This is a genomic window from Nonomuraea sp. NPDC049504 (assembly GCF_040676845.1).
In the GTDB taxonomy this organism is placed as follows: domain Bacteria; phylum Actinomycetota; class Actinomycetes; order Streptosporangiales; family Streptosporangiaceae; genus Nonomuraea; species Nonomuraea salmonea.
In genome coordinates this window covers 80194-103880 of sequence record NZ_JBFAPT010000034.1, presented here as the reverse complement: position 1 = coordinate 103880, position 23687 = coordinate 80194, and the positions used below count along the sequence as shown (strand labels likewise).

The following is a 23687-nucleotide window of genomic DNA, read 5'->3' as shown; positions in this document are numbered from 1 at the left end:
CTCAATGTCCAGGAGCCGAAAGTGCTCACCTGCCAGCGGCCACTATCCACTACGGAGTCTGCCGGATGGCTTACTCCCAGCACTCATTAGGAGCCTGCCCATGACGCTCTGGCAGGAGGTGGAGCGGCTGCTCGGCACCGACCCCGAGTACGGCGACGCCGCCGCCGTCGAGCGGCGCGTGCTCGGGCGGCTGCGCGTCGGCCTGGCCCTGCTGGCCGAGCTGACCCCGCACAACGCCGAGCCGGTACGGCGCTGCGCGGCAGCGCCCGACGCGGACCTGCGGGTGCTGAGCCGCGACCCGGTGCTGCGCAGCGCGTTCGAGAGCGACCTGCAGACCCTCACCACACAGGGCCTGCGGACCGTCACCACGCAGGCGGACGACGGCCTGCTCCTGCCCGGCCTGCTGCCCGCCGACGCCGGCTACGCGGTGAGCCGCGCAGCCGCCGGCGGTTACGCGGCGAGTCGCGCGACCGGCGAGCCTTCGCGTTCGGCCTGGGTGTGGACGGAGACGACCCGCGGCACGAAAGATCCCGTCACGGCACGCCTGTGGTCCCTGCTCGACGAGCAGTTCCCCCGAGGGACGGCGGACGTCCCGATCACGCCCTCCGCCGCCGAGCTCGAGATGATCGACGAGGCGGCCGCCCTGCTCGCGGCGCTGATGCCGTCCGTCGGACCGGGCGTCCTCGCCAACGTCGGCATGATCGGCCTCGCGCGCGACGAGGGCGAGGACGGGCCGCTGCACTCCGTGTCCGGCGGCGACCGATTCCCCGCCACGGTCTTCATCGCCCCCGAGAAGCTGCAGAACGTCTGGGACGCGGCGGGAGCGCTGCTGCACGAGGCGCTCCACCTCGCCCTCTTCGAGATCATCCGCTGCGGCGCCGTGGTCTTCGACCACGTCGACGCCACCGCCGACGTCGTGCCGATCCCGTGGCGGCGCGAGGCCTGGTCGCTGATGCGGGTGCTGTTCGCCCTGCACGTGTACGTCCACCTCGCCGTCTACCACGGCCTGGCCCGCTCGGCGAGCCCCGAGATCACGAGCCGGTTCGGAGAGCCACCCGCGGACGCCGCACTCAGCCGCGCGACCTTCGGCGGCGCCCGCTACGCCACCCCCGAGCTGCGCGCCCGCCACCTCGCCGAGCAGCTCGCGCAGCGCTCCGGCCTGTTCACCGGCTACGGCCACCAGCTCATCGCCTGGCTGGTCAAGGCGCTCGACCTGCTCGCACCGCCCACGCCCGGAGGCGGGGACGGCACGACGTACCAGGCCGTCGCCCCCGTCGCCGCCGTGCCGATGCCCGAACAGCGCCGCCTCGTCGTGGCCCTCGCCGATCCGCCACGCGTGCGCTGGCTCAACCCGGCCGCCTGGCTCGTCTACCGCCTGTGCGACGACCGGGACAGCGCGGCGATCATCAAGGAGTACGCCGAGTCGGTCGCCGGCGTCGTCCCGCCCGCCGAGGCACTCCACCAGGCCGGCACGGCTTTGCGGGCGCTCGTGGACGACGGCCTGGTCGTCGCCCGCCACCTGTCCGGGTGAACGCGAACGGGGGCTCGATGGGATCAAGGGCGGTCGCCGCGGTGGTCGTCACGCGTATCCGAACATGTCCGTGAGGTGGCCGAAGCGGGCGTCGAACAGGGCCGAGTGACGGGCGGTGAACACCTCGCGCCACGCGCCGATCCGGCCCTTGTGGAAGGTGAACGACCGGCGGTCGAAGAGCTCGCCCACCACGGCCTCGGGGTCGGCGTCCGTGCCGGCCCAGCCGGCCACCCGCTCCACCGCGGCGAGCTGCCGGGCCCTGCTGCCGCCTCCCTCGGGGCCCGCCAGCTCCTCGAAGGCGACCTTGCAGACCTGCGGGTGGTGGTACCAGCTCACCGCCGCCTCGTAGTCGTGCAGCAGCGGGATCGTGGGATCGGTCAGCATGTACGTGATGCGGCTCTCCATGTCGGGCAGATTCGCGAGGATCGGCCCGAAGACGGCCGACTCGGGAAACCGCCGGAAGGTGATCCCGCTCTTCCCCGAGAAGAAATTGGCCATGGACACGAGCGCGTCCCGCGGATCGCGATGATTGAGCACCATCGCGGGCGCCTGCCGCGTCGTCCATTCGTTGAGGAATTTCTGATCCATCCGCCAGATGTCCAGTGAATGGAAAATCCAGCACAGCCGGGGCGCCGTCTGCCAGAACGGGCGGGTCCAGGCATCCTCACTCATGCGCAGCTCGAAGTCGATCTCCGGGCGGATGAGATCGACGTTCGAAAGGTTTCTCGCCGCCAGCCTGGTCTGCCAGATCCAGCCGAGCTGGATCAGCAGCCGGTCGGTACGCCGGATGAACTCCTTGGTGTCCTCCCTGACGTCGAGCGCGGCGAATTCGTCGGGGTGGAGGAACCGTTCTGCCAGCTCCAGCCGCTCCCGCAGACTGACGGCCGCCCGCCCGCTCTCCGGCGGCACCGGCTCGCCGTAGATGCCGTATCCCAGGGCGGTCATGAGCTTCTGGACGAGGTGGGTTCCGCTCTTGCGCGGCGAGACGACGATGACGCGTTCCTGTCGCATGGCCGTCAACCGGCGCAGGCCACGAGTTCGGCGATTTTCTGCATCGACATTTCTCTCCTCGAATCAGTGGGGTTCCCCACAAAGCTTTCCCGCCCGTGCGGAGCGGGTCCAGGAAACGCGGTGGACATTCGCGCACGCCGGTGAGGCCGATCCGATGCGCTGATGAGGACGGCGGGTTCTTGAGTGAGAGCCGGCGGTTCTCGCAACGGAAACGGGAGGCCCGATCACTCATGGACGACGCACAGGCACACCTCATGAACCCGATCCATCGCGAGCGGCCCAGACGTCCGGCCGTGCCGTTGTCCGTCCTCGACCTGGCGACGGTCAGCACGGGAACCGGCGCCGAAGCCGCGTTCCGCACCACCACGGAGGTGGCGAGAAGCGCGGAACGGCTGGGATATCGGCGCATGTGGCTCGGTGAGCACCACGGGATCCCGGACATCGCCAGTACGTCCCCGGCCGTCCTGATGGCTCACCTGGCGGCGCACACCACGACCATCCGGCTGGGTTCCGGCGGGGTCATGCTGCCCAACCACACCCCGCTCGCCGTCGCCGAGCAGTTCCTCACCCTGGAAGCGCTGCATCCCGGCCGGATCGACCTCGGAGTGGGGCGGGCACCGGGAGGACATCCCGCGGTCGCGCAGGCGCTGCGGCGCTCGGACGCCGGCTTCGGCGAGCAGGTGGAGCAACTGACGGGCTTCCTGTACGGCTCCTTCCCGGCCGGCCACCCGTACGCGGGCATCCAGGCCGCTCAAGGCGTGAGCGCGCCGCCCCTGTGGATCCTGGGAGCCAGTGAGCAGGGTGCGCGGCTGGCCGGGCGGCTCGGGCGGCCGTTCGCCTTCGCCTACCACCTCAGGCCCGGCGAGGCCGGGGCAGCCCTGGCCGCCTACCGCGAGTCGTTCCAGCCCTCCGGCGTGCTGGACCGGCCCTACATCATGGTCTCCGTCTGGGTCGTCGCGGGTGAGACCAGGCGGGATGCCCGTGCCATGGCACGGGCCGCAGGGCTGGCCATGGCACGGATGCGCAGCGGGCGGCCGACCGCGTTCCCGTCACCGGAGGAGGCGGCACGGCACGCGTTCGGCAGGGACGAGACGGAGATGCTGCGCGGCTGGCTCAGCACGGCGGCGTACGGCGACGCGAGTGAGGTCCGCGACGGCCTCGACCGGCTCGCCGAGAGCACAGGCGCCGACGAACTGATGCTCGTCACGCACGTCCACGGTCACCGGTCACGGCTGCGCACGCTGGAACTGGTCGCCGACGCCTGCGAACCGGCCCCCGTCCTCAGCTCGTGTCCTTCTTGATCTTGCGGGCCACGACCCGGGGCAGGCCGAGCGTACGCCCCTCATCGAGGGTGAACCTGCGGACCCAGGCCGCGCAGAAGTCCCGCCACCGGGGCTCGGCGGCCCGCGCGCCCAGTTCGTGCCACCGCCTCCAGTGCCGCCAGCCGTCGGGCAGCAGATCGGCGTGTTCGACCGTCATCAGGCCCGCCCGGGACAGGTGCTCCCGCCACCACCGCGGGCTGTGGAAGGCGTGGAAGTCCCACTTCCAGCCGTCGGCCAGATGCTCGGGGACCACGCCGTTCAGCTCCTCGGTCAGGCCCATCACCACGATGCCCAGCACACCTTCGGGGACGAGGAACTGCTGCAGGTAGGCGAGGTAGAGGTCGTCGGTGCCGAAATATTGGTAGGCGTCCAGGCTGATGACGACGTCGAAGTACTCGTGGGCGAACTTCAGGTCGTGCGCCTCGGCGTGGATCGGCATCACGCGCGCCTGCACGCCGGAGTCGATGATGCGCGCCCAGTTCTCCTCGGGGCGCACCCAGAGATCGGCGGCCACCACATCGACGCCGAACTCCTTGGCCAGGAAGATCGAGCTGGTCGCCCGTCCGCAGCCGAGGTCCAGCACCCGCATGCCGGGCCGCAGATCCAGCAGCTCGGCCAGGGATTCGGCGAGCCACAGCGGGTTGGGGCCCATGGCGTAACGGCCCTGCCACACCGGGTCGTAGGCGGCCGAGCGTGGGAACTGGGGATGGACGAGCATCTCGGCGGCCGTCGCCGGATCCGCGTCGTCAGCCAGCATGTCGGGTGCCTCCTCTTCCTGGTCATGCCGTCAGCAGTTGCTGGGTGGCGAGCTCCCGGTAGAGCGGGTTCGCCGTGAAGAGCTCGTCGTGCGAGCCGACGCCGGAGATCCGGCCCTCGTCGAGCACCACGATCTGGTCGGCGTGCAGCACCGTCGACAGCCGGTGCGCGACGACGACGAGCGTGTGCCGCCGGGAGACGGCCGCGATCGCCTCCCGCAGGGCCCGCTCGTTCACCGCGTCGAGGTTGCTCGTGGGTTCGTCGAGCAGCAGGATCGGCGGCGCGGCGATGAGCGTGCGGGCGATGGCCAGGCGCTGGCGCTCCCCGCCTGACAGCAGGACGCCGCCCTCGCCCACGGGGGTGTCCAGGCCGAGCGGGGAGCGTTCGACCAGGTGGGTCAGCCGGACGGTGCCGAGCACGGCCATGAGGCGATCGTCATCGGCGCCGGGCGCGGCCAGCAGCAGGTTGTCGCGGACGGTGCCGGCCAGCACCGGTGCGTCCTGCTCCACGTACCCCAGGTGGGCGCGCAACTCGTCGCGGGGCTGCTCTCTGACGTCCCTGCCCGCCACGAGGACGCGGCCTGAGGTGACGTCGTGGAAGCGTTCGATCAGCGCCAGCGCCGTCGACTTCCCGGCGCCGGACGGGCCGACCAGGGCCGTCTGCGTGCCGTACGGGACGGTGAAGCTCACCTCGCGCAGCGCGGGCGCCCCGCCGGGATAAGCGAAGCAGGCCCGCTCGAACCGGATAGCCGGCGCGGTCCGTGCGGGGAAGGACAGGAGCGGGCGGTCGGTGGCCGTCTCGGCGGGAAGCGCCAGGATCTCCTCGACGCGCTGCATCGCGCCGAGGCCGCTCTGCACCTCCGCGTACGCCGTCAGCGTCCGGGCGAGCGGCGCCATCAACAGGTAGAGGAACAGCGCGAACGCCGCCAGATCGCCGACCGGCATGGTGCCGGACGCGACCCGGAAGCCGCCCACGCCGATGACCAGCAGCAGGCCGATCTGGACCGCCGAGTTGATCAACGGGCCCAGCCGGGCGTTCAGACCGGCCAGGCGCAGACCGGCGGCGTAGGCCCGTTCGGCGTGGCCGGCCACGACGGCGGCCTCGCGGGTTTCCGCCCTGCTCGCCTTGATGGTCCTGACCGCCGAGATCGCTCGATCGATCGCCGAGGTCATCGTGCCGAGGCGATCCTGGACCTCGCGCGAGGCGTCGCGCACGCGTCGCGCGGTGAAGAAGCCGGCGAACAACCCGGCGAACGCCACCGTGGTGAACGCGAACATGATCGGGTCGAGCCAGGCCATCATGGCCGCGGCGCCGATCGTGATGACCGCGCCGCCGGCGATGTCGACCAGGCCCGAGGTGAGCGCGTACTGCATCGTCGCCGTGTCCGCCCCGGCCCGGGAGAGCAGATCGCCGGTTCTGCGCCGGTCGAACTCGGCGACCGGCAACCGCAGCAGGTGATCGACGAGGACCCGCCGGGTGGCCAGCACCATGCGGGCGCCGGCCCGGTGCAGCAGGTACGACCGTACGCCGCCGAGCACCGCGCCGGTCACGGTCAGGGTCACGAGCAGGACCACCAGGTGCCAGACCGACCGGCCCGTCTGGACGGCGGTCAGCACCGACCTGGCGACCATGGGCTGCGCCAGGGTGCCTGCGGCGCCGGCGAGCGACAACGCGAGCCCGGCGGCCAGCGTGCCGCGCTGCCCGCGGACGAAGGGGGCCAGCGTCCCGAAGACGGCCCGGATCACCGCGGCTCCCCGGCGTCCGGCAGGGCGAGGAGCGCGCGGGCGGTGAGCTGCCAGAGCTGGACGCTCAGCCTCTCCAGCGCCTGATCGATGCCCGTCAGGCGGTTGGCCTGCATGTGGGAGAGGCTTTCCAGGATGCGCTGCTCGGGCGCGTGCAACTTCCCGTCGGCGGCCAGCGTACGGGCGAGGTCGCCGGCGGCGCGCAGCGCGGGTTCCTGCCGAGCCAGGATCGCGTGCAGGGCGGGGGCGTGCTCGCTGGGCGGTACGTGCGGCGATGGATGCGCAGGGGCCAGGAGGCCGCACAGGTCACCGCGCAGCCGGCGGAACCGCCGGTGCACGGCATCGGGGACCGCGGCGGCGTGGCGGGCGCCCGCCGGCGGATCGGCTCCCCAGCTCCGGTAGAGGGAGTGCATCGCGAGCGCTCCCACGGTCGTGGCGTCCACCTCGCCGTGGGCGGTCAGATACCGAAGCAGCTCGATCGTCACCTCGCTGTTGGCGTGGAACGCCTCCTCGATCGCGTCGATGGCGTCCGGCCCGCCGTAGCGCTCGATCTCCCGCTCGTACGTCACGAAGGCCAGGTCGGAGGCCCACGCCGCGGTGATCATCCGGCGCGCCCACGCCGCGCACCCGGCCATCACCTCCATCGGGTCGGCGCCGGGGGCCGCGTGGAAGCGCAGCCTCAGGTGCGGCAGCGGATCGGCGTACCGGATGTAGAACCAGCGATCGATCAGCCGTTCGGCGGCGAGCGTGGCGGCCAGCTGCCGTACAGGACCGGTCAGGACGTCGTTCTGTTGCGTCACCGCGGTGTACAGCTTCAGGTACGACCAGTCCTCGCCGGGGTGCCGGCGTCGTTGGGCCGCGCGCCTGGCGGGCCGGCGGTCGTCCTGGACGTTCGCGGCGGCCGGGGACAGGACGGGCACGACCAGCTCCGACTGATAGCGGCGGCCCCGCGCGTCCTGCAGCCACAGGTCCGAGAAGTCCGGCAGCATCTCCTGCAGCGACAGCGCGTCGGGCTGTCCTGGCCTGCCGGTCGCTCGCAATCTGCGCCGCAGCTCGTCCACGCAGAGCGGGTGTTCGAGGTCGAGCAGCAACCTGTTGTCGTACTCGGCGAGATAGACGTGACGCGGCGCCTTCCAGTCTCGCCGCCAGCTCTGGACGGCGCCGAAGAAGGCGTCCGCGTCGTCCCCGGCGGCGGCGAACGTCTCCCGCCGGACCGTCCACTGCGCCGGGCTCACCACGATCCGTCCCCTGACCAGCCGCGGGCGGAACGGCGACGCCGCGAACGGACCCCAGTCGAACCCTGCGGGCAGGGTGAGCCGGTCAGTGGACAGCTCCACCAGTGCCCGGCAGACATTGGGCACCTGGTGCAGCGACAGCGCGTGGGACCGGGTGACCAGCAGCCGCTTGCCCAGCGTCGCGGAGCGCAGGTAGAACCCGTGCCCGTCCGCGCCGAGCAGGACGTCCTCCAGGGGGATCCGCCGGCCCGACGGCAGCGACGGGGTGGTGTTGACGCAGATCTCGAGCCCGCGCAGCGGGGCGTGAGTGGCCACGTTCAGCGCCCGCGCATGGCCCGCGACGTTGCGCAACTCGACGAACACGACGTCGGGCACCCGCTTCTCCTCGGCCCTGGCGAAGTCGCACATGGCCTGCACGTCCGCCTCCTCGAAGAGATGGGAGAACCGACCGAAACTCTGCAGGCCCTGGAACGCGGTCGGCGACAGGACCAGCCGCCACCGTCCTTCGTCGATGGCCTGGCGGGACGGCGCGGCGATGCTGAAGTACACATCGACGGACGGCGCCGGTCGGGAACGCGCGGCGTCATGGGGCCCGGCGGTCAAGGCGTCCAGCAGTCCGTCGGTCAGCTCGACGTCGAGACGGTCATGGCGCAGCGCGCCGGAGATCAGGTCGGCCAGCGTCCGATCCCGCGCCGGGTCGCCCTCCTCGGCGGGCGAGGGCAGCGGCACCATCCGCGCCGGCGCGCCGTAGCCGTTCGGGGCGTCGAGCCCCAGCTCCGGGCTGAGCACCTCGACCAGGGGGATCTCGGCGTCGGCCCCGTAGCGCTCCAGAAAGGCGCGGTGGTAGGCGGCGATGTGCGCGGGCCGCCGGCGCGCGCCGCCCAGCCGCATGAGCAGCTCGCCTGCTTCGGCCACCGCGTCGGCGACCTGGGCGGGCAGTCCACGGTCCGTCGTCGCCAGCGCGGTGTCCACCTGGTACGTCGTGCCGTCGAAGCCGGGTGTCATGGCCCGCTGGCAGGCGGTGAGCCGTTCGACCTCCGCCACGTCCGCCAGGCCGCGGGCCTCGTCGACGGCGTCGGCGAGTGCTCGGACCCGGCGCAGCCCGTCGGCCACCGGAGCGAAGGCGGCCGGCCCGGTCAGCCGTTTCACCAGGTGCAGCTCAGGCAGCGGCTCGGTCAGCGGCGGGGTGAGGGCGCTGGTGAGCACGCCCAGCTCCCACAGCTGGCCGAGCAGGCGGCGGATGCGCGTCTCACCTGCGCCGGGGAACCGCTGGAGCAGCTCGGCCACGAGGTCGCCGTAGCGCATCTCGTCGCCGGCCAGCCGCAGTGCCGCCTCGGCGGGTGGGGTGATGCGCAGGTTGGTCTGCTTGCCGCGGGTGGTCGTGCCTGTCCACTCGGTGAGTACGGCCCGGTCGGCCAGCCGGGAGAGCAGTGCGTTGGTCCTGACCGGTAGGTCGTCGCGTACCGTGTCGTCCTTGTCCAGTTGCTCGATGACCGCCGCCAGCCAGCCGGCGTCCGCGCGGGTGCGCGTCAGGCGTACCGGGTCGGCGGCGAGTGCCGCGGTCGCGGCCGGTCCGAACCTGCCCATGCTCACCGCGGAGAACAGGCCGTACGGGGTGGGGCGGGTGGACATCCTGGTCAGGTAACGCAGCAGAGCGGCGAAGGCCCGGTCGGCCTTCTTCTTCGCCGGCCCGGTCGCCCGTCCGGGCCCGCCCGCCTGCTCGACCCTGGTCAGCTCGTCGAGCAGGCTACGGCTGGCGGCGTGCAGGGCCTGCCGGACGCGGGGCCGGCGCGCGAGCTCCCAGAGCCGCCGGTGCGTGGCGTCCCGCCGGTCGTCCGCGCCGTCCTGGCCGCCGGTGAGGCCGAGGAAGGTCTGCGCGGGCAGGACGGGCGCGCGCAGCATGAAGAAGCCCGCAGGGGAGAACTCCGTGGCGGGATTGCGTTCGTGATCCTTCCGCGCTGGCATGCGTGGCCTCTCTGCTCTGGGTCAACGGATGAGGAGCGATCGTTGCCACTCGTCGTCGATCGAGCCGGACACCGTCCACAAAGCGAGGGGTACGCCGGCCGCGCCGTCGAGGAGATCGGGGTTGTCGGTGTAGACGTCAGGAGCCTGGAACTCCTTGACGAGGAGGGGGTTGGCCGCGTCGCAGGCGTCCAGCACGCGTTCGACGAGGGACGGCAGAGCGGATCGGGCGGCCACCGAGCCCGCCCGCGCGAACTTCCCGCAGACGATCAGAAGCCCGGACCAGCCATGACACAGGGACGCGCTGACGAGGTGGCCGTGACCGGCGAACACCCGCCGCAGCGCCGCCTCGAAGGCGTCCACCGCCGCCGCGCGCAGCGCCCTGTCCCCGAGCGCCTCGGCGGCGTCGAGCAGCGCCGAGGTGATGCCGGGCGTCCCGTAACACCAGGACTCGTGCCCCGCCTGCGGCGGCCGTTCCTGGATCGCGCCCGATGGGGTCAGCGCCAGCCACCGTGGCCAGCGCCGGCCGTACGCGTCGTGATCCGACGTCTCCAGCAGGAACGCCGCCACGTGCTCCACCGCGGGCCGCAGCCCGGGACGGCGGTGACCGCGCGCCCAGGCCAGGCTCAGCGCGGCCAGCGGACCAGCGAGACCGTGCGCCAGGCCGAGGTCGACATAGCCGTGCGGGAACTCCTCAGCCCGGTCCCTGCCGGGCATGAGCCGGGGCGGGACCTGCCACCGTGCCCTTCCTTCGCGGGGATCGCACATCCACACCAGGTCGTCGAGGAGCCTCGCGGCGGCCTCGCGTTCCCTGGAGCTCGGCTCCGTCAGGGACGTGAGGTAGCCCAGGACGCCCGCGGCGCCGGAGACGACGTCGTAGGTGCCGGGACTCACCCCGTCCCCGGCCCGCCGGCTCGGTGCCTGGAGAACCTGCTCCGACAGCGTCTCCCGGAGCCGGCGCAGCACCGGCAGGAGCCTGGGCTCGTCCGCGGCCAGCCGCTCGACGGCCAGAGTCATGCCGGTGGTCCCAGAGCCCAGGCCGGGCAGGATCAGGGGAGCCTTCCTGGTGTGGCGTGCCGCCTCCTGGATGAGGCGCAGGGCCGGCGCGCGCCTGGCGCCGGCCTCGCCGGTCAGTGCCGCCGCGGCGTAGCAGAGCACGAGCGCCATGCCGGCGTGACCTCCGTACAGGCCGGGGCCACCCCACTCGAACGGATACTTCGAGACCGCCTTGGTCCGGCGCACCGCTTCGGCCACCACCCGTTCGTCGGCCAGGCGCTCGACCATCACCTGCGTGGTCCGCCGGGCGCGCTCGGCGAGAGCCGGGGAAAGCCCCTCCTCGCCGTGGACGGCCGCATGTTCCGAGAAGAGGTCCGAAGCGGGCATTCATCGACTCCTCATGAACGAGTGCCTGGCGCCGGCCGCTGAGCACGCGTGGCCGTGGAGGCCACTAGCAGCCCTCGGTCTGCGTGGGGAACGGGCTGCACCCGTCGATGCTGCACAGGCCGCACGCGCTGGCGTTGCAGGTGTACCAGGAGCAGCTGAAGCCGGCCTCGGGCAGCGCGACGTCGGCGCCCACGGCGACGCGGATGTCGAGGTCGAACTCGTCGTCCTGGTCGGTCGTCCCGGTGACGAGGTCGAGTGTCGGTGCGGTCATGATCCACCTCACTGGCGTTGGAACAGAACACGGCGCAGCCTGCCAACGCCCGGCTTCACTTCGTCTTCACCGTCGCCTCGCGGGCGGAAAGGAATGTCCGCCGCCGGGTGCCCGGTGAATGACCTTCCGCTGTCCTGGTCCGGGCAGCCGGCGGACACCAGAATCGTGGCCAGGGGAAATCACCACACAAGGGGGCACGGTGCAGCGGCTGACGGTCAAGGTGCTCGGTCCGCTGGAGGTGACGGTCGGAGGACGTCCTGTCCGGCTGACGAGAAGCCGGCTGCGGACGTTGCTGGTGGCCCTGGCGCTGTCGGCGGGCAAGACGGTGTCCATGGACCGGCTGGCCGAGATGGTCTGGTCGGACGAGTTCCCGGCCAACAGCCGCAGGACCCTGCAGAACTACGCCGGGGGACTGCGCGGCGCCCTCGGGGGCCGCTGGATCGAGACGCGCCCCAACGGGCTCCTCCTGCGCGCCGCCGCCGACGACGTCGACGCGCTGCGCTTCGTACGCCTCGCGGAGCAGGCCGCGCACGCCCGCGACACCGAGACGGAACGCGGCCTGCTCGACGAAGCGATGGCGTTGTCCCGGGGCGAGCCGTTCGAGGACGTGCCGTCCCGGTGGCTGCACGATACCGAGGCGCCGCACCTGGCGGAGCGATGGCTGGCGGCGCTGGAACGGCGCGCCGACCTGGACGTCGCCGGCGGGCCCGCCGGCGACGTGCTCGCCGAGCTGAGCAAATGGGCCCCGCGCTACCCACTGCGCGAATCCCTGTGGCTGCGCCTGCTGAAGGCGCTGGACCGGCACGGACGACGGGCCGAGGCCCTCCAGCGGTACGAGGAGCTACGATCGCGCCTCGCGCACGAGCTAGGCATAGACCCGGGCCCCGAGCTGCGCCATCTGCACGCGAGCCTGCTCGCCGACCACCCCGCCCCGCCGCCACCTCGCCGCCCGCCCGCGCAGCACCGGTCGCTCACCGGGTCGATCGGCCGGTCCTTCGAGGCGGTGCCGCCGCGCGACCGCCTGGCCGACACCTCGGCCAGGCCGCCGGCCGGAGGCACCGCGGCACCGCCCATGAACCGGCCTCACCTGCGGCTCCGCGACCTCCCGGCCGGGCCCAGGACGGACGCGATCGAGCCGGGGGCCCTGCTGCGATCCTGGCGCGAGCGGGCGTCACTCACCCAGGAGATGCTGGCAGAGTCCACGGGACTGAGCGTGCGGACGATCAGCCGCCTGGAGACCGGGCCCGCCGCGAAACCCAGCCTCACGACACTGCGGATGCTGGCCGAGGCGCTGGCCCTGAGCGACGACGAGCAGGCCGTGCTCTCCGCGGCACTGTGCGGCGGGCCCGTCCGTACGCCGGGCGCCCGCCCGCCCGACCGCGCGCGCGACCGCGTCACCGTGCCCCGGCAGTTGCCCAGGAACGTCGCCGACTTCACCGGCAGGGACCGCGAGGTCGCCACCATGGTGCGGCTCGGCGAGGCCGGCAACGCGACCATCACCACCGTCGAAGGCATGCCAGGGATCGGCAAGACGGCGCTCGCCATCCGCGCCGCCCACCGGCTGGCCGACCGATTTCCCGACGGCCAGCTGTTCGTGCAACTGCACGGTCACACACCTGACCGGGCACCCGTCCAGCCGCACGACGCCCTGCACCGCGTGCTGCGCGCACTGGGACTGCCGGAAAATCGCGTCCCACCCCATATGGACGACCAGGTCGGTCTCTATCGCAGCCTGCTGGCCGACCGCAAGGTCCTGATCGTCCTCGACGACGCCCTCAGCGAGACGCAGGTCTCACCCCTGCTCCCCGGCAGCCCTCGCTGCCACGTCATCGTCACCGGCCGCCGCCGTCTCAGCGGGCTCGACGGGACACACGCCCTGTCCCTGGACGTCCTGCCGCTGACGGACGGGGTCACCATCTTCTCCCTGGTCGCCGGACGGGACCGCGTCGCCGGTACGCCGCCGCAGGTCCTGGCGAACATGGTGCGACGGTGTGGACTGCTCCCGCTGGCCCTTCGCCTCACAGCCGCCCGGCTGCGCTCCCACCCCAGGTGGACCGTCGGCCGCCTGCTCACCCGGCTGACCGCACCGCGGCAGCGGCTGTCCGAGCTGGCGGCAGGGGAGCGCAGCGTCGCCACCGCTTTCGAGATGTCCTATCGCCGGCTCACGGACGAGCACAGGCGCGCCTACCGCTTGCTCGGCACCCGCGCGCCGGTCGACTTCGGCGTCGAAGTGGCCGCCGCCCTCCTGGACACGAGCACGCCGGCCGCCGAGCACGCGCTGGAAGGGCTGCTGGACGGCCACCTGCTGTCGGAGCCCGTCCCTGGCCGGTACCGGTTCCACGACCTGGTCCGCGACCACGCCGCGTGCGTGATGGCGAGGGACGACCGCCCCGAGAGCGACACGGCCAAGAATGCCTCAGCATATGGTGTTGCGAGCTATCTGCCGGCATAGGTCCTGCCCCGAAGCGGTATGACTCCCCTTCGACAGCGGCAGCGGGGGCAGGGGCATGGGGGTAAGGACCTTTCTGGTCGTGGCGGCGATGTTCGGGGTGGTCGCCGGGCTGACGGCAGGCTGCGGTTCGGGCGGATCCGAAACGGGGGAGACAGGGGCCGGTGCTCCGGGTCAGGCGGGGCCGGGCGCGCGGCCGGTCATCACGCCCCCGGAAGAGCTCGTCTCCGAAGAGAACAGCGGGGATCTTCCTGAGGCCACGGCCCGGGTCGGCTTGGACTGCCAGCGAGAAGTGGGCAAGCGCGGCTCCGGTCTGGCGGCGAGGATGGATCAGGTGGCCAACTCCAGCAGCAGCACGAGCAGCCAGAAGGCGGTGGCGCTGGTCTGCGGGGCGGCGGTGGCCGCTAACGAGGGCAGGGACAAGGAAGCCCTCGCGAGAATCGACAAGGCTAAGACGTACTTGTCCGACGCTCCCTCATCCATACAGCGCCCATTGATGGCGTTCAGCGCCAGCGTCGAGGTGAAAAGCGCTGCCGCCGAGGGCCAGAATGAGCGGGCCGAAGCCGCTCTGCAGGATCTCGCCGAGCTTGGATACGAGCGGAACGACTTTCTGAAGATCGCCTGCTCGGTGGCCGCCGACCCCGCCGGCCTTCCCGAGTGCGCGACCGTGGCTCCCTCAGGCGGGGAGACCGAGACACCGCCCGATGAGCCGGAGACGCCGGAGACCACCGCACCTGAGACTCCCACCGGGGAAGTCAGCGAGACCGACGACGGCGCCACGCAGTCGCCGGACGAGGGCACGACCGAGGAGCCCGAGACAGAGGCCCCCGTGTCGCCGGACGGCAACGGTGACGACGGTCCGGCACCGGCCGAGTCGTAGACCTCTCCGTCCATGAGCACCTCTGCGGGTGACGGCGGGGAAGTCGCGCGGCTCTGGGGGATCGTGACGCACATCGTGACGCCGACCACGCTCGTGGCGGCGATCATGATGTACTTCGGGGCGGTACGCGCCAACACCATGTACGCGCAGTTCGGCGTGGACCAGAGCATGCTGGGCCTGTCGTTCCAGGACTACGTGCTGCGCAGCGTCACGCTGGCCGTCGAACCCCTGGTGCTGGTCCTGGTGGTCGTCCTCATCGCGCCACCGGTGCACGCCTGGCTGACGCGGGCCGCCGGGCGGCATCGCACCGCCGCGATGTGGGGCCTCGCGGTGGCGGCCGCGGTCGGAGCGGCGGGCACCGTGACGGGACTGCTCGGCCTGGCCGGATGGGCGGTGCTCCCGCGCTACTTCCTGCCGCTCTGCCTGGGCGCCGGCATCATCATCCTGGTCTACGCCGAGAGCCTGTACGGCCGGCTGAACGGGCACACGACCCCCGCCACCCGAGGGGTCGTGCGCCGTGCGGCCTGCGGGGCGTTGCTGCTGCTCCTGCTGTTGTGGTCGGTCACCGAGTACGCGCAGCAGAAAGGGTGGGAGGCCGCCGTCGCGTATCGGGCCGACACGGGGATGTTGCCGAGCACGGTCGTCTACGCGGCGCGGCGGCTCTTCCTGGAAGGTCCCGGGATCACCGAGACCACGCTGCCCGACCAGAACGCGATGTTCCGCTACCGCTACACCGGTCTGCGCCTGCTCATCCACTCCAACCAGCGCTACTTCCTGCTGCCCGCCTGCTGGGCGACGAGCCCGTGGGCGCGGGCGATCGCGCTGCCCGCGGACGGGTCGCTGCGGCTGGAGTTCCACGTGCTCAAGATGGCGCCGCCGGAGTGCCCGCCCGGGCAGTGAGCGCGGGCGGGCACTCCGCCCGGGCAGTGAGCGCGGGCGGTCAGCGCCCAGCGGTGGTCAGCCACGGGACACGACCTTCGGTGGTGAGGACGCCCAGCGGTGCTCAGTCATCGGACACGGCCTCGATGGTGTGGGCGTCCGGCGTTGTTCAGTCACCGGAGACGACCTCGACCTCGTACATGCGGGCCACGTCCAGCGGGTTCCCCGACGGGTCGGAGATCGCGAGGCGCACCTGGTCGGCCGTCACCGAGGCGGGGACGCGGACGGTGTTCGGGGTGTTCCCGGTGATCGTGGCGACACGCTGCCAGCCGGACGCGGTGTGCGCCTCGACGGCCAAGGAGCGCACGACGCCCGTGCCGGGGACGGGAGCCTTGCCGTAGCCGGAGCGCACGCGGATCTCGCTGATCGCGTACGAGCGGCCGAGCTCCACCGTGAGCACCGGCGTGGTGTCGTCCTCGGCGGAGCCCCACCGGCTGTCGTCGGAGCAGCGGCCGTCCACGGCCTTGCCGCCCTCGGCCCCGGCGCGCAGCACGGACGACACGGTCACGGAGGCGTACGGCGCGACGTTCCGGCCGCCGGAGCCGGTCGCGAGCAGCCGGTCGGCGATCTCCGAGAACGGCCCGTCGCGCCCGAGGTGCCCGCCGCGATCGTCGAGAAGCTGCTCACCCCCCGTGCTCATCGGCGAGGACCCCACCCGGATCCGCCCGCTCTGGGACAGGCTGACCGGCCTCATGCGCGAGCGCGGCCACCTCACCGGGCATTAGGCCGACGCGCTGGCCGCCGTGGACATCGCCCTGTGGGACCTCACCGGCCGGCTCACCGACCGAGCGGCCGGCTCACCGGCCGCTCGGTCGCCTCCCTGCTCGCGGCGCGTTCAGGGAGAACGTCCCCGTGTACGTCAGCGGCCGGCCCCGCCCCACCGACGCCGAGCGCGCCGAGCCGGCGGGGGAGTGGGCCGCCAAGGGCGCCACCATGGTCAAGCTGCACCTCGGTCACGGCTGCTGAAGAAAGCTGGTACGCAACGCGCAGGAGAACCCCGCCGACGACACCTCGACGATGTCGTCCGCCAAGAGCACCTGCGTCTGGGAGTCGGGCGAGCAGTCGACCGGCAAGGTCGAGCAGAAACGCGACCTCGAATGAACTCGATCAAGGACGTCGCCGGCAACTGGCACCCCGCACCACCAGCAAGTGACGCCCCCGGCACCTCACCGCATGCTGATGGGAATGTTGATGATATCAATGGTATTGACGCTGATACTATCGCTGATATCGTTCCTTTGTTGTCGTTGGAAACATCCAGGGGAGCGTCAGCATGTCAGAACGCCTGAAGATCATCGCAGTGGAAGAGACCGTCGTCGTGCCCGCCGTCCTCGAGGCGTACGAGCGAACCGGGTCGCCGCGGATCCCCGCCCGCGGCTTCGGCGACGACCCGGTCGCGAAGAACCTGCGCGACGTCGGCGCCCAGCGGCTGGCCCACATGGACGACCAGGGCATCGACGTCGCCGTCCTGTCCCTGGCCTCGCCCGGCGTACAGGACCTGCCCGAGGCGGACGCGATCGCGGTGGCTCGCGATGCCAACGACCAGCTCGCGGAGATCGTCGCAGCGCGTCCCGACCGGTTCCAGGCGTTCGCCGCGATCCCCACCCAAAAGCCCGCCGCCGCAGCGGCCGAGCTGGAGCGGGCGGTGCGCGAGCTGGGCTTCCCCGGCGCCATGCTGTACGGCCGCACCGCGGACAAACTGGCCGACCACCCCGATAACGACGAGCTATACGCCACCGCCGAGCGCCTCGGCGTGCCGCTGCACTTCCACCCGCAGACCCCGGTCAAGCCCGTGATCGACGCCTACTACTCCGATCTCGGCCCCATCGGCCCCGCACTGGCCGGAGCGGCGATCGGCTGGTACTACGACCTGGGCGTCCAGTACCTGCGGATGATCTTCTCGGGCGTCTTCGACCGGTTCCCCGGCCTGCAGGTGATCGCCGGGCACTGGGGCGAGGTCGTCCTGTTCTACCTCGACCACATCGGCTTCTTCGCCCAGGCAGGGGGCCTGCCGAGGCCGCTCGCCGACTACTTCGAGCGGAACTTCTGGGTCGCCGGCAGCGGCACCGTCAGCAGCCGCTACCTGCGCTGGACCGCCGAGGTCGTCGGTACCGACCGCATGCTGTACTCCACCGACTACCCCTACACCTACGGCGCACGTCCCGGCGGCTTCCCCTATGTCGACACCAGTAACGGCGCCGCCCGCGCCTTCCTGGAGGACGCTCCCTTCACCGGCGAGCAGAAGGCCGACATCGCCCACCGCAACTGGGAACGCCTCGCGGCCTGATTTGGGGACCAAAGGCCCATCTACCTGGGACGTCCTCCCGCTGCGGCTTCCCCGGGTCGAGACCGATACTGGAAGTAAGGGACGGAACGGCCCGAGGAGATGCGATGACCAGGCAGATCGTGGTCGGCGTCGACGGATCCGCGGCGGCTCGCGCGGCGGTGGACTGGGCGGCGCTCGACGCCGGGCGGCGGGGGCTGGAACTGCGGCTGGTGCACGTGTGCGAGCAGTGGTCGCACAGCGAGGGTGTCGGGTCCTGCTCCGGGGCGCTGGAGGCCGCCGCCGATCGGGCGCGTGGCCTGGCCGGCGGCGTCAAGGTGACGGCGGACCTGCGGCCGGGCAACGTCGTCGAGGAGCTGATAGGCGAGTCCGCGACGGCCGACAGTCTCGTGCTGGGCAGCCGCGGCCTCGGCGGGTTCAAGGGCATGCTGCTCGGCTCGGTGAGCAACGCGGTCGCCGGGCACGCGACGGGCCCGGTCGTGGTGATCCGCGGCCCGCACCCGGTGGAGCACCGGCGGATCGTGGTCGGCTACGACGGCTCCGAGCATGCGCGGGCGGCCATGGAGTACGCCATCGAGCAGGCCAGGGTCCGCTGGTCCGAGCTGCACGTGGTGACGGCCTGGCAGATACCGGCCTTCTCCCCGTACGCCGTCGGCTACAGCATCCTGATCGAGGAGATCGTGCAGGCGGAGCCGCGCAGAGCACGCGAGCTGGTCGAGCCGTGGCGCGACGCCAACCCCGACCTGGTGGTGTCCGACGAGCAGCCGTGCGACCATCCCGTCACCGCCCTGGCCAGGGCGGCCAAGGCGGCCGATCTCGTGGTGGTGGGCTCGCGGGGGCTCGGCGGGTTCGCCTCGGCGCTGCTCGGCTCGGTCAGTCACGCCGTGCTGCACCACGCGACCTGCCCGGTCGCCGTGGTCCGTCCGGTCAAGGAGTGACCGTCACCCGGCCGGGCGGAGGCGTACGCAGCAGTGCTCCTGGCTCGGCTCCAGCCGGGCCGCGAAGCCGGGCTCGGGGAGACCTTCGAGCAGACCCGCGACCAGGCTGAGGTTCATGCCGCAGACCAGGGCGGTGTGCCGCTCGGCGAGGCTGCGGAACGGGCAGTTGGCCAGGGCGATCGCGCCGTCGCAGGCGCGCGGCTCGAAGCCCAGAGCCTCCAGGGTAGGCATGACGCCGGCGGTGGCGTCGCGGCCGAGGGCCCGGCCCAGGTCGCGGGCGCGGCGGTCGAGCACGGTACGAGGCGCCTCTCCCGTGGCCTCCGACTCCTGGAGGGCGTCGGCGAGCAGGTGGGCGGCGGTCTCGTAGCGGCGGTCGGGCAGGGAGACGGCGATCTGCCCGGGAGCGCGGCGGTAGAGCTTGGCGGGACGGCCGGCGCCGGGCCCCGACCGGCCGGTGCGGCGCTGGTAGACGGCTTCGAGCAGCCCTCCCTCGACCAGCTTCTCCAGATGGAAGGAGACGGTGTTGCGCGGCGCCTGTACGGCGTCGGCCGCCTCGTCGCGGCTCACCGGCTCCGGCTGGCGCACCACGTATTCATAGAGGCGGCGCCGTGTCGGCTCGTCCAGCGCCGCGATGGCGGAGATGCCGTCGGCTTCGCCCATTCTAAAACCCACTCCTGTTGACGAAATTATCGTGTCCCTTCTAATGTTAACGAAACTTGTCGATAGAAGAGGGGGCGGCATGAGCGAGTCCGTGGTGGAGGAGGCCGGCGACGCCGAGCGCCGGTCGCGGCGCCTGCGGGTGGTCAGGGGCGGGGGAGTGGACCTGGAGGCCGCCCAGCGAGCGGTGACCGACCTGCTGACCGCGCTGGGCCGCGACGTCGAGTCCGAGCACCTGGCAGACACGCCGAAGCGGGTCGCGCGCGCCTACGCTGAAATGCTGGAGCCGCGCGAGTTCGACCTGACGACCTTCCCCAACGAGGAGGGCTACGACGAGCTCGTGCTGGTCCGCGACATCCCCGTGCAGTCGTTGTGCGAGCACCATCTGCTGCCCTTCCAGGGCGTGGCGCACGTGGGTTACCTGCCGGGCGACCGTATCTTGGGGCTGTCGAAGCTCGCGCGGGTGGTCGAGCTGTTCGCCCGCGACCTGCAGGTGCAGGAGCGGCTGACCAAGCAGGTCGCCGACTGGCTCCAGCAGCACCTGTCGCCGAAGGGGGTCGGCGTGGTGATCGAGGCCGAGCACCTGTGCATGTCGATGCGCGGCGTACGCGTGCCGGGGTCCCGCACGGTCACCTCGGCCCTGAAGGGGACGCTGCGCGAGGACGCGAGGTCCCGGCAGGAGTTCTTCGCGCTGACCGGTCAGTCCCATACCTGACGAGCAGACAGGAGATCGACGATGGCGGCATTCGTGATCGTGGGCGGCGGCCTGGCCGCGGCCAAGGCGGCCGAGGCGCTGCGCGAGGAGGGGTTCGACGGCGAGATCGTGCTCGTGGGACGGGAACCGCACCTGCCCTACGAACGCCCGCCGCTGTCGAAGGGCTACCTCCAGGGCAGCGACGAACGGGACAAGATCTTCGTCCACGACGCTGACTGGTACCGCGAGCACGACGTGGACGTCCGTACCGGCGTCTCCGTCACCGCCGTCGACCCGGCCGCGCACGAGGTGACGCTGTCCGGCGGCGAACGGCTCCGCTACGACAAGCTCCTGCTCGCCACCGGCGCCCAGCCGCGCCGCCTGACCGTGCCGGGCCACGAGCGCGTGCTGTACCTGCGTACTGTGGACGACTCCGACCGGCTGCGCGGCACCTTCTCCACGGCGCGCAAGGTCGCGATCATCGGCGCCGGCTGGATCGGCCTGGAGACCGCCGCCGCGGCCCGCGCGGCCGGCGCCGAGGTCACCGTCATCGAGCAGGGGCAGCAGCCGCTGCTGTCCGCCCTCGGCCCCGAGATCGGCGCCGTCTTCGCCGACCTGCACCGCGAGCACGGCGTGGACCTGCGGCTTGGCGCCCGCCTCGCCGAGGTCACCGAGACCGGCGTACGCCTGGCCGACGGCACCGCCATCGACGCGGACGCCGTGCTGGCCGGCATCGGCGCCGTCCCCGACATCGAGCTGGCCGCCGCCGCGGGCCTCACCATCGACAACGGGGTCAAGGTGGGGGCGGACCTGCGGACCAGTGATCCCGACATCTACGCCGCCGGCGACGTCGCCAACGCCCACCACCCCCGCCTGGGTTACCACGTGCGGGTCGAACACTGGGCCAACGCCCTCAACCAGCCCTCCGTCGCCGCCCGCGCCATGCTCGGCCGCCCGGCCGCCTACGACGAACCGCCCTACTTCTACACCGACCAGTACGACCTGGGCATGGAGTACCTCGGCCATGTCCCGCCCGGCACTCCTCACGACGTCGTCATCCGCGGTGATCTCAGCGGGCGGGAGTTCCTCGCGTTCTGGCTGCGGGACGACCGGGTGATCGCGGCGATGAACGTCAATATCTGGGACCAGGGCGACCACCTCAAAGCCCTCGTCCTCGCACAAACCCCCGTGGACCGCGCAGCCCTCGCCGACCCCAAGGTCCCGCTGGAAAAGCTGGTGCGCTCGTGACGCCGTTCACGGCCGGTGCGGGTGGCGCCACCGCTCGTCGGCCCGCTCCCAGGCCGGCTCCCACTCGGCGTACCGGGTAGGGGCCGTCCACCGCCGCCAGATCCCGATCGCGGCCAGCGCCACGCCGGCGGTGGCCGCCACGATCAGCCGACCCGTGATGACACCTCGCAGCAGCAGGATCGCGCCATCACCACCGGCCGCTCCGAGGGAATCTCGGTGAACGAGACGCGAGCCGGAGGAGCGTCCTGAAGCATCGTGGCCGCCGCAACCCCGACATCAACGCATCCATCGGCACCTCCCCGCCGTTCATCGTGCGGGTCATCGGCACGGCAGGGCAGAGCCTTACGGCTCCCTGAGACGGGACCTTCGCCATCCCGGCTGGTACAGAACCACCGGGATCATCCGGAGGGGGGCAGGATCTCGTCGTCCGCGTGCGTGCCGAACTCGGCGACGCGCACTTCCGCGATGTGCTCGTACCGGGTGATCCGGTCGGTCCACTCCGTGTCGACGCCGAACGCGACCTGCGCGAAGCCCACCCGGCTGACGGCCTCGGCCAGGCCGGGATCGCCGGGGGCCAGCAACCGTACCGGAGCGTCGAGCGCGATGGTGTGCGGCGGTACGAAGTACTCGTCCGGGACGACGGTACGCGCGTGGACGAGCGCGCCGACAGCCACGACCGCGCCGGCCCCCAGCCGCGCGGACTGCAGGACCGTCGCCGAGGTCGCCACGTAGACGCACCTGCCGACCTCGCAGCCCAGCAGCGTGGCCTGCGGGCCCACGAAGACGTGGTCGCCGACGAGCACCGGCTGGTCGCCGGCGACCGCGGACCCGCGCAGGACCGCGTTCTCGCAGATCACCGCCGCCTCCCCGACCTCGATCCGCGACCCCTCCGCATCGAGCACCGCGCCGTACATCACCCGCGCCCTGGGCCCCACCCGGACGTCACCGACGAGCGTGGCCGTCGGGGCGACGTAGGCGGTGGGATGGACCTGCGGTTGACGCCCGCGGTGCCGGATGCGGATTCCCTGCGGTTCAGCGATCACCAGCGGATTCTCCTCTGCCGGGCCGGGACCATGCTGGCGGCTTTCGGACGTCTCGTTCGCTCGGCGAGTACGCATGATCAAGGGAGCGACCGGTCGGCTGACCCGGTGGCAGATGCCCGAGGACGGGCGCAGGAGCTCATTTACGGCGCCGACGGCAAGCTGAGCAAGGTGCCCGGGAGTAGGCGGCCGGTCGCTGACGTTCGAAAGCGCACGCCTGCGCCTCGCGACATCAGGTCACCTCAGCGATAACGTCGCGAAGGTACTGAACGGCGAGTTCTTCGGCGTGATGATGGCGTTGGATCACCGCTCCGGTGTCATCGAGCCACCGCCGGTAGAGCGCGACATTGGCGAGGAACGCCTGACCGATCTCATGCTGGTCGTAACCGCAGAGAGTTGCCTGAAGGTCGCGTGCCTCCTCCGGCGCGATGGACTCGAGATGACGCACGCCCCGGGGGATGGCACCCACTCGGCGAGCAGCCAGTGGACCCAGCACCGTCTCGCGCAGGTAATTGAGAAAGCCGATGGCCTCGAACAGCTCACCGCGGGCTAGCTTCGTCGCGCCGTAGTGCACCCAGATCCAGAACCGGTCCTCGATCCACTGCAGGTCAAGGGGCTGGCTCACCGGCGGATGCTCCGCGAGCGTCTTGACCAGGTGGCCCTGTCGATCCCACAGGACGACAGGATCGTCGGCACGCTTGGCGAAGTCGGAGGCCCGCACGAACTTGAAATCCACATGCAGCAGGGGCGGTCCGACGAGCGTGATGATCAAACGGGGTTCTCCGACATGCTCTCCGGTGAATCCGGCCACCAGCTCAGTCCATGTATCGATCAGCGCGAGCCGTTCCTTCATGACCGCGTCGAACGCCTCGTCGTCGATGACCACGATCAGATCCACATCGGAGTAAGCGTCGGCATGACCTCCCGCAATCGACCCCGCGATGGCCACACCGGTCACCCGGGCATCATGCCGGATTCGAGGGACCACATCGCTGAGGAATCGGCGGTGCAAGGTGGGGGCGTCCATAGTGTTCCTTCGTGATCGGAGCAAAGTCTTGCAACGTATCACACAGTTGAATGGGGGGGCTCTAGTGGGCGGTCAGTACGACGGCCGGCCGCTGGAGGCGGCGTTCTCAATGCGGTCGCGGCGCGATGAACCGGTCGAGGGCTTCGCTCCGGCTTTACGGCAGGAGCACGGTCCCAGCGCCGGTAATCACGTTGCGGGATCCATGACGGGCCGGGCATGCTGGGTCGATCGAGCGGCGGAGAGCGCTGCCTGGACCAAGGAGGGCTGACGGATGGTCATCACTGCGCTGCGGCATGTCCGCATCAGGCCCACCTCTTT

At 71.6% G+C, this 23687-nt stretch carries 20 protein-coding genes; 9 read left to right on the top strand and 11 right to left on the bottom strand.

Translation table 11 applies throughout. The features are described from left to right. The first annotated feature begins 100 nt into the window (after window positions 1-100). Window positions 101-1531 (top strand): HEXXH motif-containing putative peptide modification protein, encoded by a 1431-nt coding sequence (locus tag AB0K28_RS43920; protein WP_364382430.1) that lies wholly within the window; start codon window positions 101-103, stop codon window positions 1529-1531. A gap of 48 nt (window positions 1532-1579) precedes the next feature. Here AB0K28_RS43920 and AB0K28_RS43915 read toward each other — a convergent pair whose 3' ends face one another. Further along, window positions 1580-2542, bottom strand: a complete 963-nt coding sequence (locus AB0K28_RS43915) for a hypothetical protein (protein WP_345408822.1) — start codon at window positions 2540-2542, stop codon at window positions 1580-1582. Between the two features lie 230 nt (window positions 2543-2772). On the opposite strand from AB0K28_RS43915, the gene AB0K28_RS43910 reads away from it, so the two are divergent. Further along, entirely contained in the window at window positions 2773-3843 is a 1071-nt protein-coding gene (locus AB0K28_RS43910) for an LLM class flavin-dependent oxidoreductase (protein ID WP_364382427.1), read from the top strand. On the opposite strand, the gene AB0K28_RS43905 is transcribed toward AB0K28_RS43910, so the two are convergent. The 5 genes from AB0K28_RS43905 to AB0K28_RS43885 form a co-directional block, all read right to left on the bottom strand. Further along, on the bottom strand, window positions 3824-4621 hold the full coding sequence (locus tag AB0K28_RS43905; protein WP_364382424.1) for a methyltransferase domain-containing protein: 798 nt from the start codon (window positions 4619-4621) through the stop codon (window positions 3824-3826). The two genes, AB0K28_RS43910 and AB0K28_RS43905, sit on opposite strands and share 20 nt — an antisense overlap. Before the next feature lie 22 nt (window positions 4622-4643). Continuing rightward, window positions 4644-6365 carry an ABC transporter ATP-binding protein gene (locus AB0K28_RS43900; protein WP_364382421.1) on the bottom strand — a complete coding sequence of 574 codons (1722 nt, stop codon included), beginning with the start codon at window positions 6363-6365 and terminating at the stop codon, window positions 4644-4646. Beyond that, window positions 6362-9562 (bottom strand): lantibiotic dehydratase, encoded by a 3201-nt coding sequence (locus AB0K28_RS43895; RefSeq protein ID WP_364382418.1) that lies wholly within the window; start codon window positions 9560-9562, stop codon window positions 6362-6364. The genes AB0K28_RS43900 and AB0K28_RS43895 overlap by 4 nt, the downstream gene beginning before the upstream one ends. 21 nt (window positions 9563-9583) lie before the next feature. Continuing rightward, a complete protein-coding gene (locus AB0K28_RS43890; RefSeq protein WP_364382415.1) occupies window positions 9584-10942 on the bottom strand; it encodes a lanthionine synthetase C family protein in 1359 nt (452 codons plus the stop codon). A gap of 64 nt (window positions 10943-11006) precedes the next feature. Next, entirely contained in the window at window positions 11007-11213 is a 207-nt protein-coding gene (locus AB0K28_RS43885; RefSeq protein ID WP_345408814.1) for an FDLD family class I lanthipeptide, read from the bottom strand. 199 nt (window positions 11214-11412) lie between these two features. Between AB0K28_RS43885 and AB0K28_RS43880 the strand changes: the two genes are divergently transcribed. From AB0K28_RS43880 to AB0K28_RS43870, 3 genes are all read left to right on the top strand, one after another. Next, window positions 11413-13665, top strand: coding sequence for a BTAD domain-containing putative transcriptional regulator (locus AB0K28_RS43880; protein WP_364382411.1), 2253 nt, complete (start codon window positions 11413-11415; stop codon window positions 13663-13665). A 79-nt stretch (window positions 13666-13744) separates the two neighbouring features. Continuing rightward, window positions 13745-14542: a hypothetical protein gene (locus AB0K28_RS43875; protein WP_364382408.1), complete on the top strand. Its 798-nt coding sequence runs from the start codon at window positions 13745-13747 to the stop codon at window positions 14540-14542. A gap of 12 nt (window positions 14543-14554) precedes the next feature. Beyond that, on the top strand, window positions 14555-15442 hold the full coding sequence (locus AB0K28_RS43870; RefSeq protein ID WP_364382405.1) for a hypothetical protein: 888 nt from the start codon (window positions 14555-14557) through the stop codon (window positions 15440-15442). 148 nt (window positions 15443-15590) lie between these two features. Here the strand turns inward: AB0K28_RS43870 and AB0K28_RS43865 are convergent, their stop codons facing one another. Then, entirely contained in the window at window positions 15591-16121 is a 531-nt protein-coding gene (locus AB0K28_RS43865; protein WP_364382402.1) for a discoidin domain-containing protein, read from the bottom strand. A 633-nt stretch (window positions 16122-16754) separates the two neighbouring features. Here AB0K28_RS43865 and AB0K28_RS43860 point away from each other — a divergent pair. Both AB0K28_RS43860 and AB0K28_RS43855 read left to right on the top strand, forming a co-directional pair. Beyond that, complete coding sequence (locus AB0K28_RS43860; protein WP_364382399.1) at window positions 16755-17768, top strand: amidohydrolase family protein; 1014 nt, start codon at window positions 16755-16757, stop codon at window positions 17766-17768. A gap of 104 nt (window positions 17769-17872) precedes the next feature. Beyond that, on the top strand, window positions 17873-18703 hold the full coding sequence (locus tag AB0K28_RS43855; protein WP_364382396.1) for a universal stress protein: 831 nt from the start codon (window positions 17873-17875) through the stop codon (window positions 18701-18703). Between the two features lie 3 nt (window positions 18704-18706). Here the strand turns inward: AB0K28_RS43855 and AB0K28_RS43850 are convergent, their stop codons facing one another. Continuing rightward, on the bottom strand, window positions 18707-19363 hold the full coding sequence (locus tag AB0K28_RS43850; RefSeq protein ID WP_364382393.1) for a helix-turn-helix domain-containing protein: 657 nt from the start codon (window positions 19361-19363) through the stop codon (window positions 18707-18709). Between the two features lie 79 nt (window positions 19364-19442). On the opposite strand from AB0K28_RS43850, the gene folE reads away from it, so the two are divergent. After that, on the top strand, window positions 19443-20075 hold the full coding sequence (gene folE, locus AB0K28_RS43845; RefSeq protein WP_345408794.1) for a GTP cyclohydrolase I FolE: 633 nt from the start codon (window positions 19443-19445) through the stop codon (window positions 20073-20075). A 21-nt stretch (window positions 20076-20096) separates the two neighbouring features. After that, entirely contained in the window at window positions 20097-21302 is a 1206-nt protein-coding gene (locus AB0K28_RS43840; protein ID WP_364382390.1) for an FAD-dependent oxidoreductase, read from the top strand. 6 nt (window positions 21303-21308) lie between these two features. On the opposite strand, the gene AB0K28_RS43835 is transcribed toward AB0K28_RS43840, so the two are convergent. The 3 genes from AB0K28_RS43835 to AB0K28_RS43825 all read right to left on the bottom strand — a co-directional run bounded on the left by AB0K28_RS43835 (window position 21309) and on the right by AB0K28_RS43825 (window position 23369). Next, window positions 21309-21443, bottom strand: coding sequence for a hypothetical protein (locus tag AB0K28_RS43835; protein ID WP_364382387.1), 135 nt, complete (start codon window positions 21441-21443; stop codon window positions 21309-21311). Between the two features lie 257 nt (window positions 21444-21700). Continuing rightward, complete coding sequence (locus AB0K28_RS43830; RefSeq protein WP_364382384.1) at window positions 21701-22345, bottom strand: acyltransferase; 645 nt, start codon at window positions 22343-22345, stop codon at window positions 21701-21703. Window positions 22346-22574: 229 nt separating this feature from the next. Continuing rightward, window positions 22575-23369 carry a nucleotidyltransferase domain-containing protein gene (locus tag AB0K28_RS43825; protein ID WP_364382381.1) on the bottom strand — a complete coding sequence of 265 codons (795 nt, stop codon included), beginning with the start codon at window positions 23367-23369 and terminating at the stop codon, window positions 22575-22577. Window positions 23370-23687 lie beyond the last annotated feature (318 nt).

Coding starts and splice junctions, on each gene's coding strand:
- AB0K28_RS43920 (WP_364382430.1), top strand. CDS start 101: ATGACGCTCTGGCAGGAGGTGGAGCGGCTGCTCGGCACCGACCCCGAG.
- AB0K28_RS43915 (WP_345408822.1), bottom strand. CDS start 2,542: ATGCGACAGGAACGCGTCATCGTCGTCTCGCCGCGCAAGAGCGGAACC.
- AB0K28_RS43910 (WP_364382427.1), top strand. CDS start 2,773: ATGGACGACGCACAGGCACACCTCATGAACCCGATCCATCGCGAGCGG.
- AB0K28_RS43905 (WP_364382424.1), bottom strand. CDS start 4,621: ATGCTGGCTGACGACGCGGATCCGGCGACGGCCGCCGAGATGCTCGTC.
- AB0K28_RS43895 (WP_364382418.1), bottom strand. CDS start 9,562: ATGCCAGCGCGGAAGGATCACGAACGCAATCCCGCCACGGAGTTCTCC.
- AB0K28_RS43890 (WP_364382415.1), bottom strand. CDS start 10,942: ATGCCCGCTTCGGACCTCTTCTCGGAACATGCGGCCGTCCACGGCGAG.
- AB0K28_RS43885 (WP_345408814.1), bottom strand. CDS start 11,213: ATGACCGCACCGACACTCGACCTCGTCACCGGGACGACCGACCAGGAC.
- AB0K28_RS43870 (WP_364382405.1), top strand. CDS start 14,555: ATGAGCACCTCTGCGGGTGACGGCGGGGAAGTCGCGCGGCTCTGGGGG.
- AB0K28_RS43865 (WP_364382402.1), bottom strand. CDS start 16,121: ATGAGCACGGGGGGTGAGCAGCTTCTCGACGATCGCGGCGGGCACCTC.
- AB0K28_RS43860 (WP_364382399.1), top strand. CDS start 16,755: ATGTCAGAACGCCTGAAGATCATCGCAGTGGAAGAGACCGTCGTCGTG.
- AB0K28_RS43855 (WP_364382396.1), top strand. CDS start 17,873: ATGACCAGGCAGATCGTGGTCGGCGTCGACGGATCCGCGGCGGCTCGC.
- AB0K28_RS43850 (WP_364382393.1), bottom strand. CDS start 19,363: ATGGGCGAAGCCGACGGCATCTCCGCCATCGCGGCGCTGGACGAGCCG.
- folE (WP_345408794.1), top strand. CDS start 19,443: ATGAGCGAGTCCGTGGTGGAGGAGGCCGGCGACGCCGAGCGCCGGTCG.
- AB0K28_RS43840 (WP_364382390.1), top strand. CDS start 20,097: ATGGCGGCATTCGTGATCGTGGGCGGCGGCCTGGCCGCGGCCAAGGCG.
- AB0K28_RS43825 (WP_364382381.1), bottom strand. CDS start 23,369: ATGGACGCCCCCACCTTGCACCGCCGATTCCTCAGCGATGTGGTCCCT.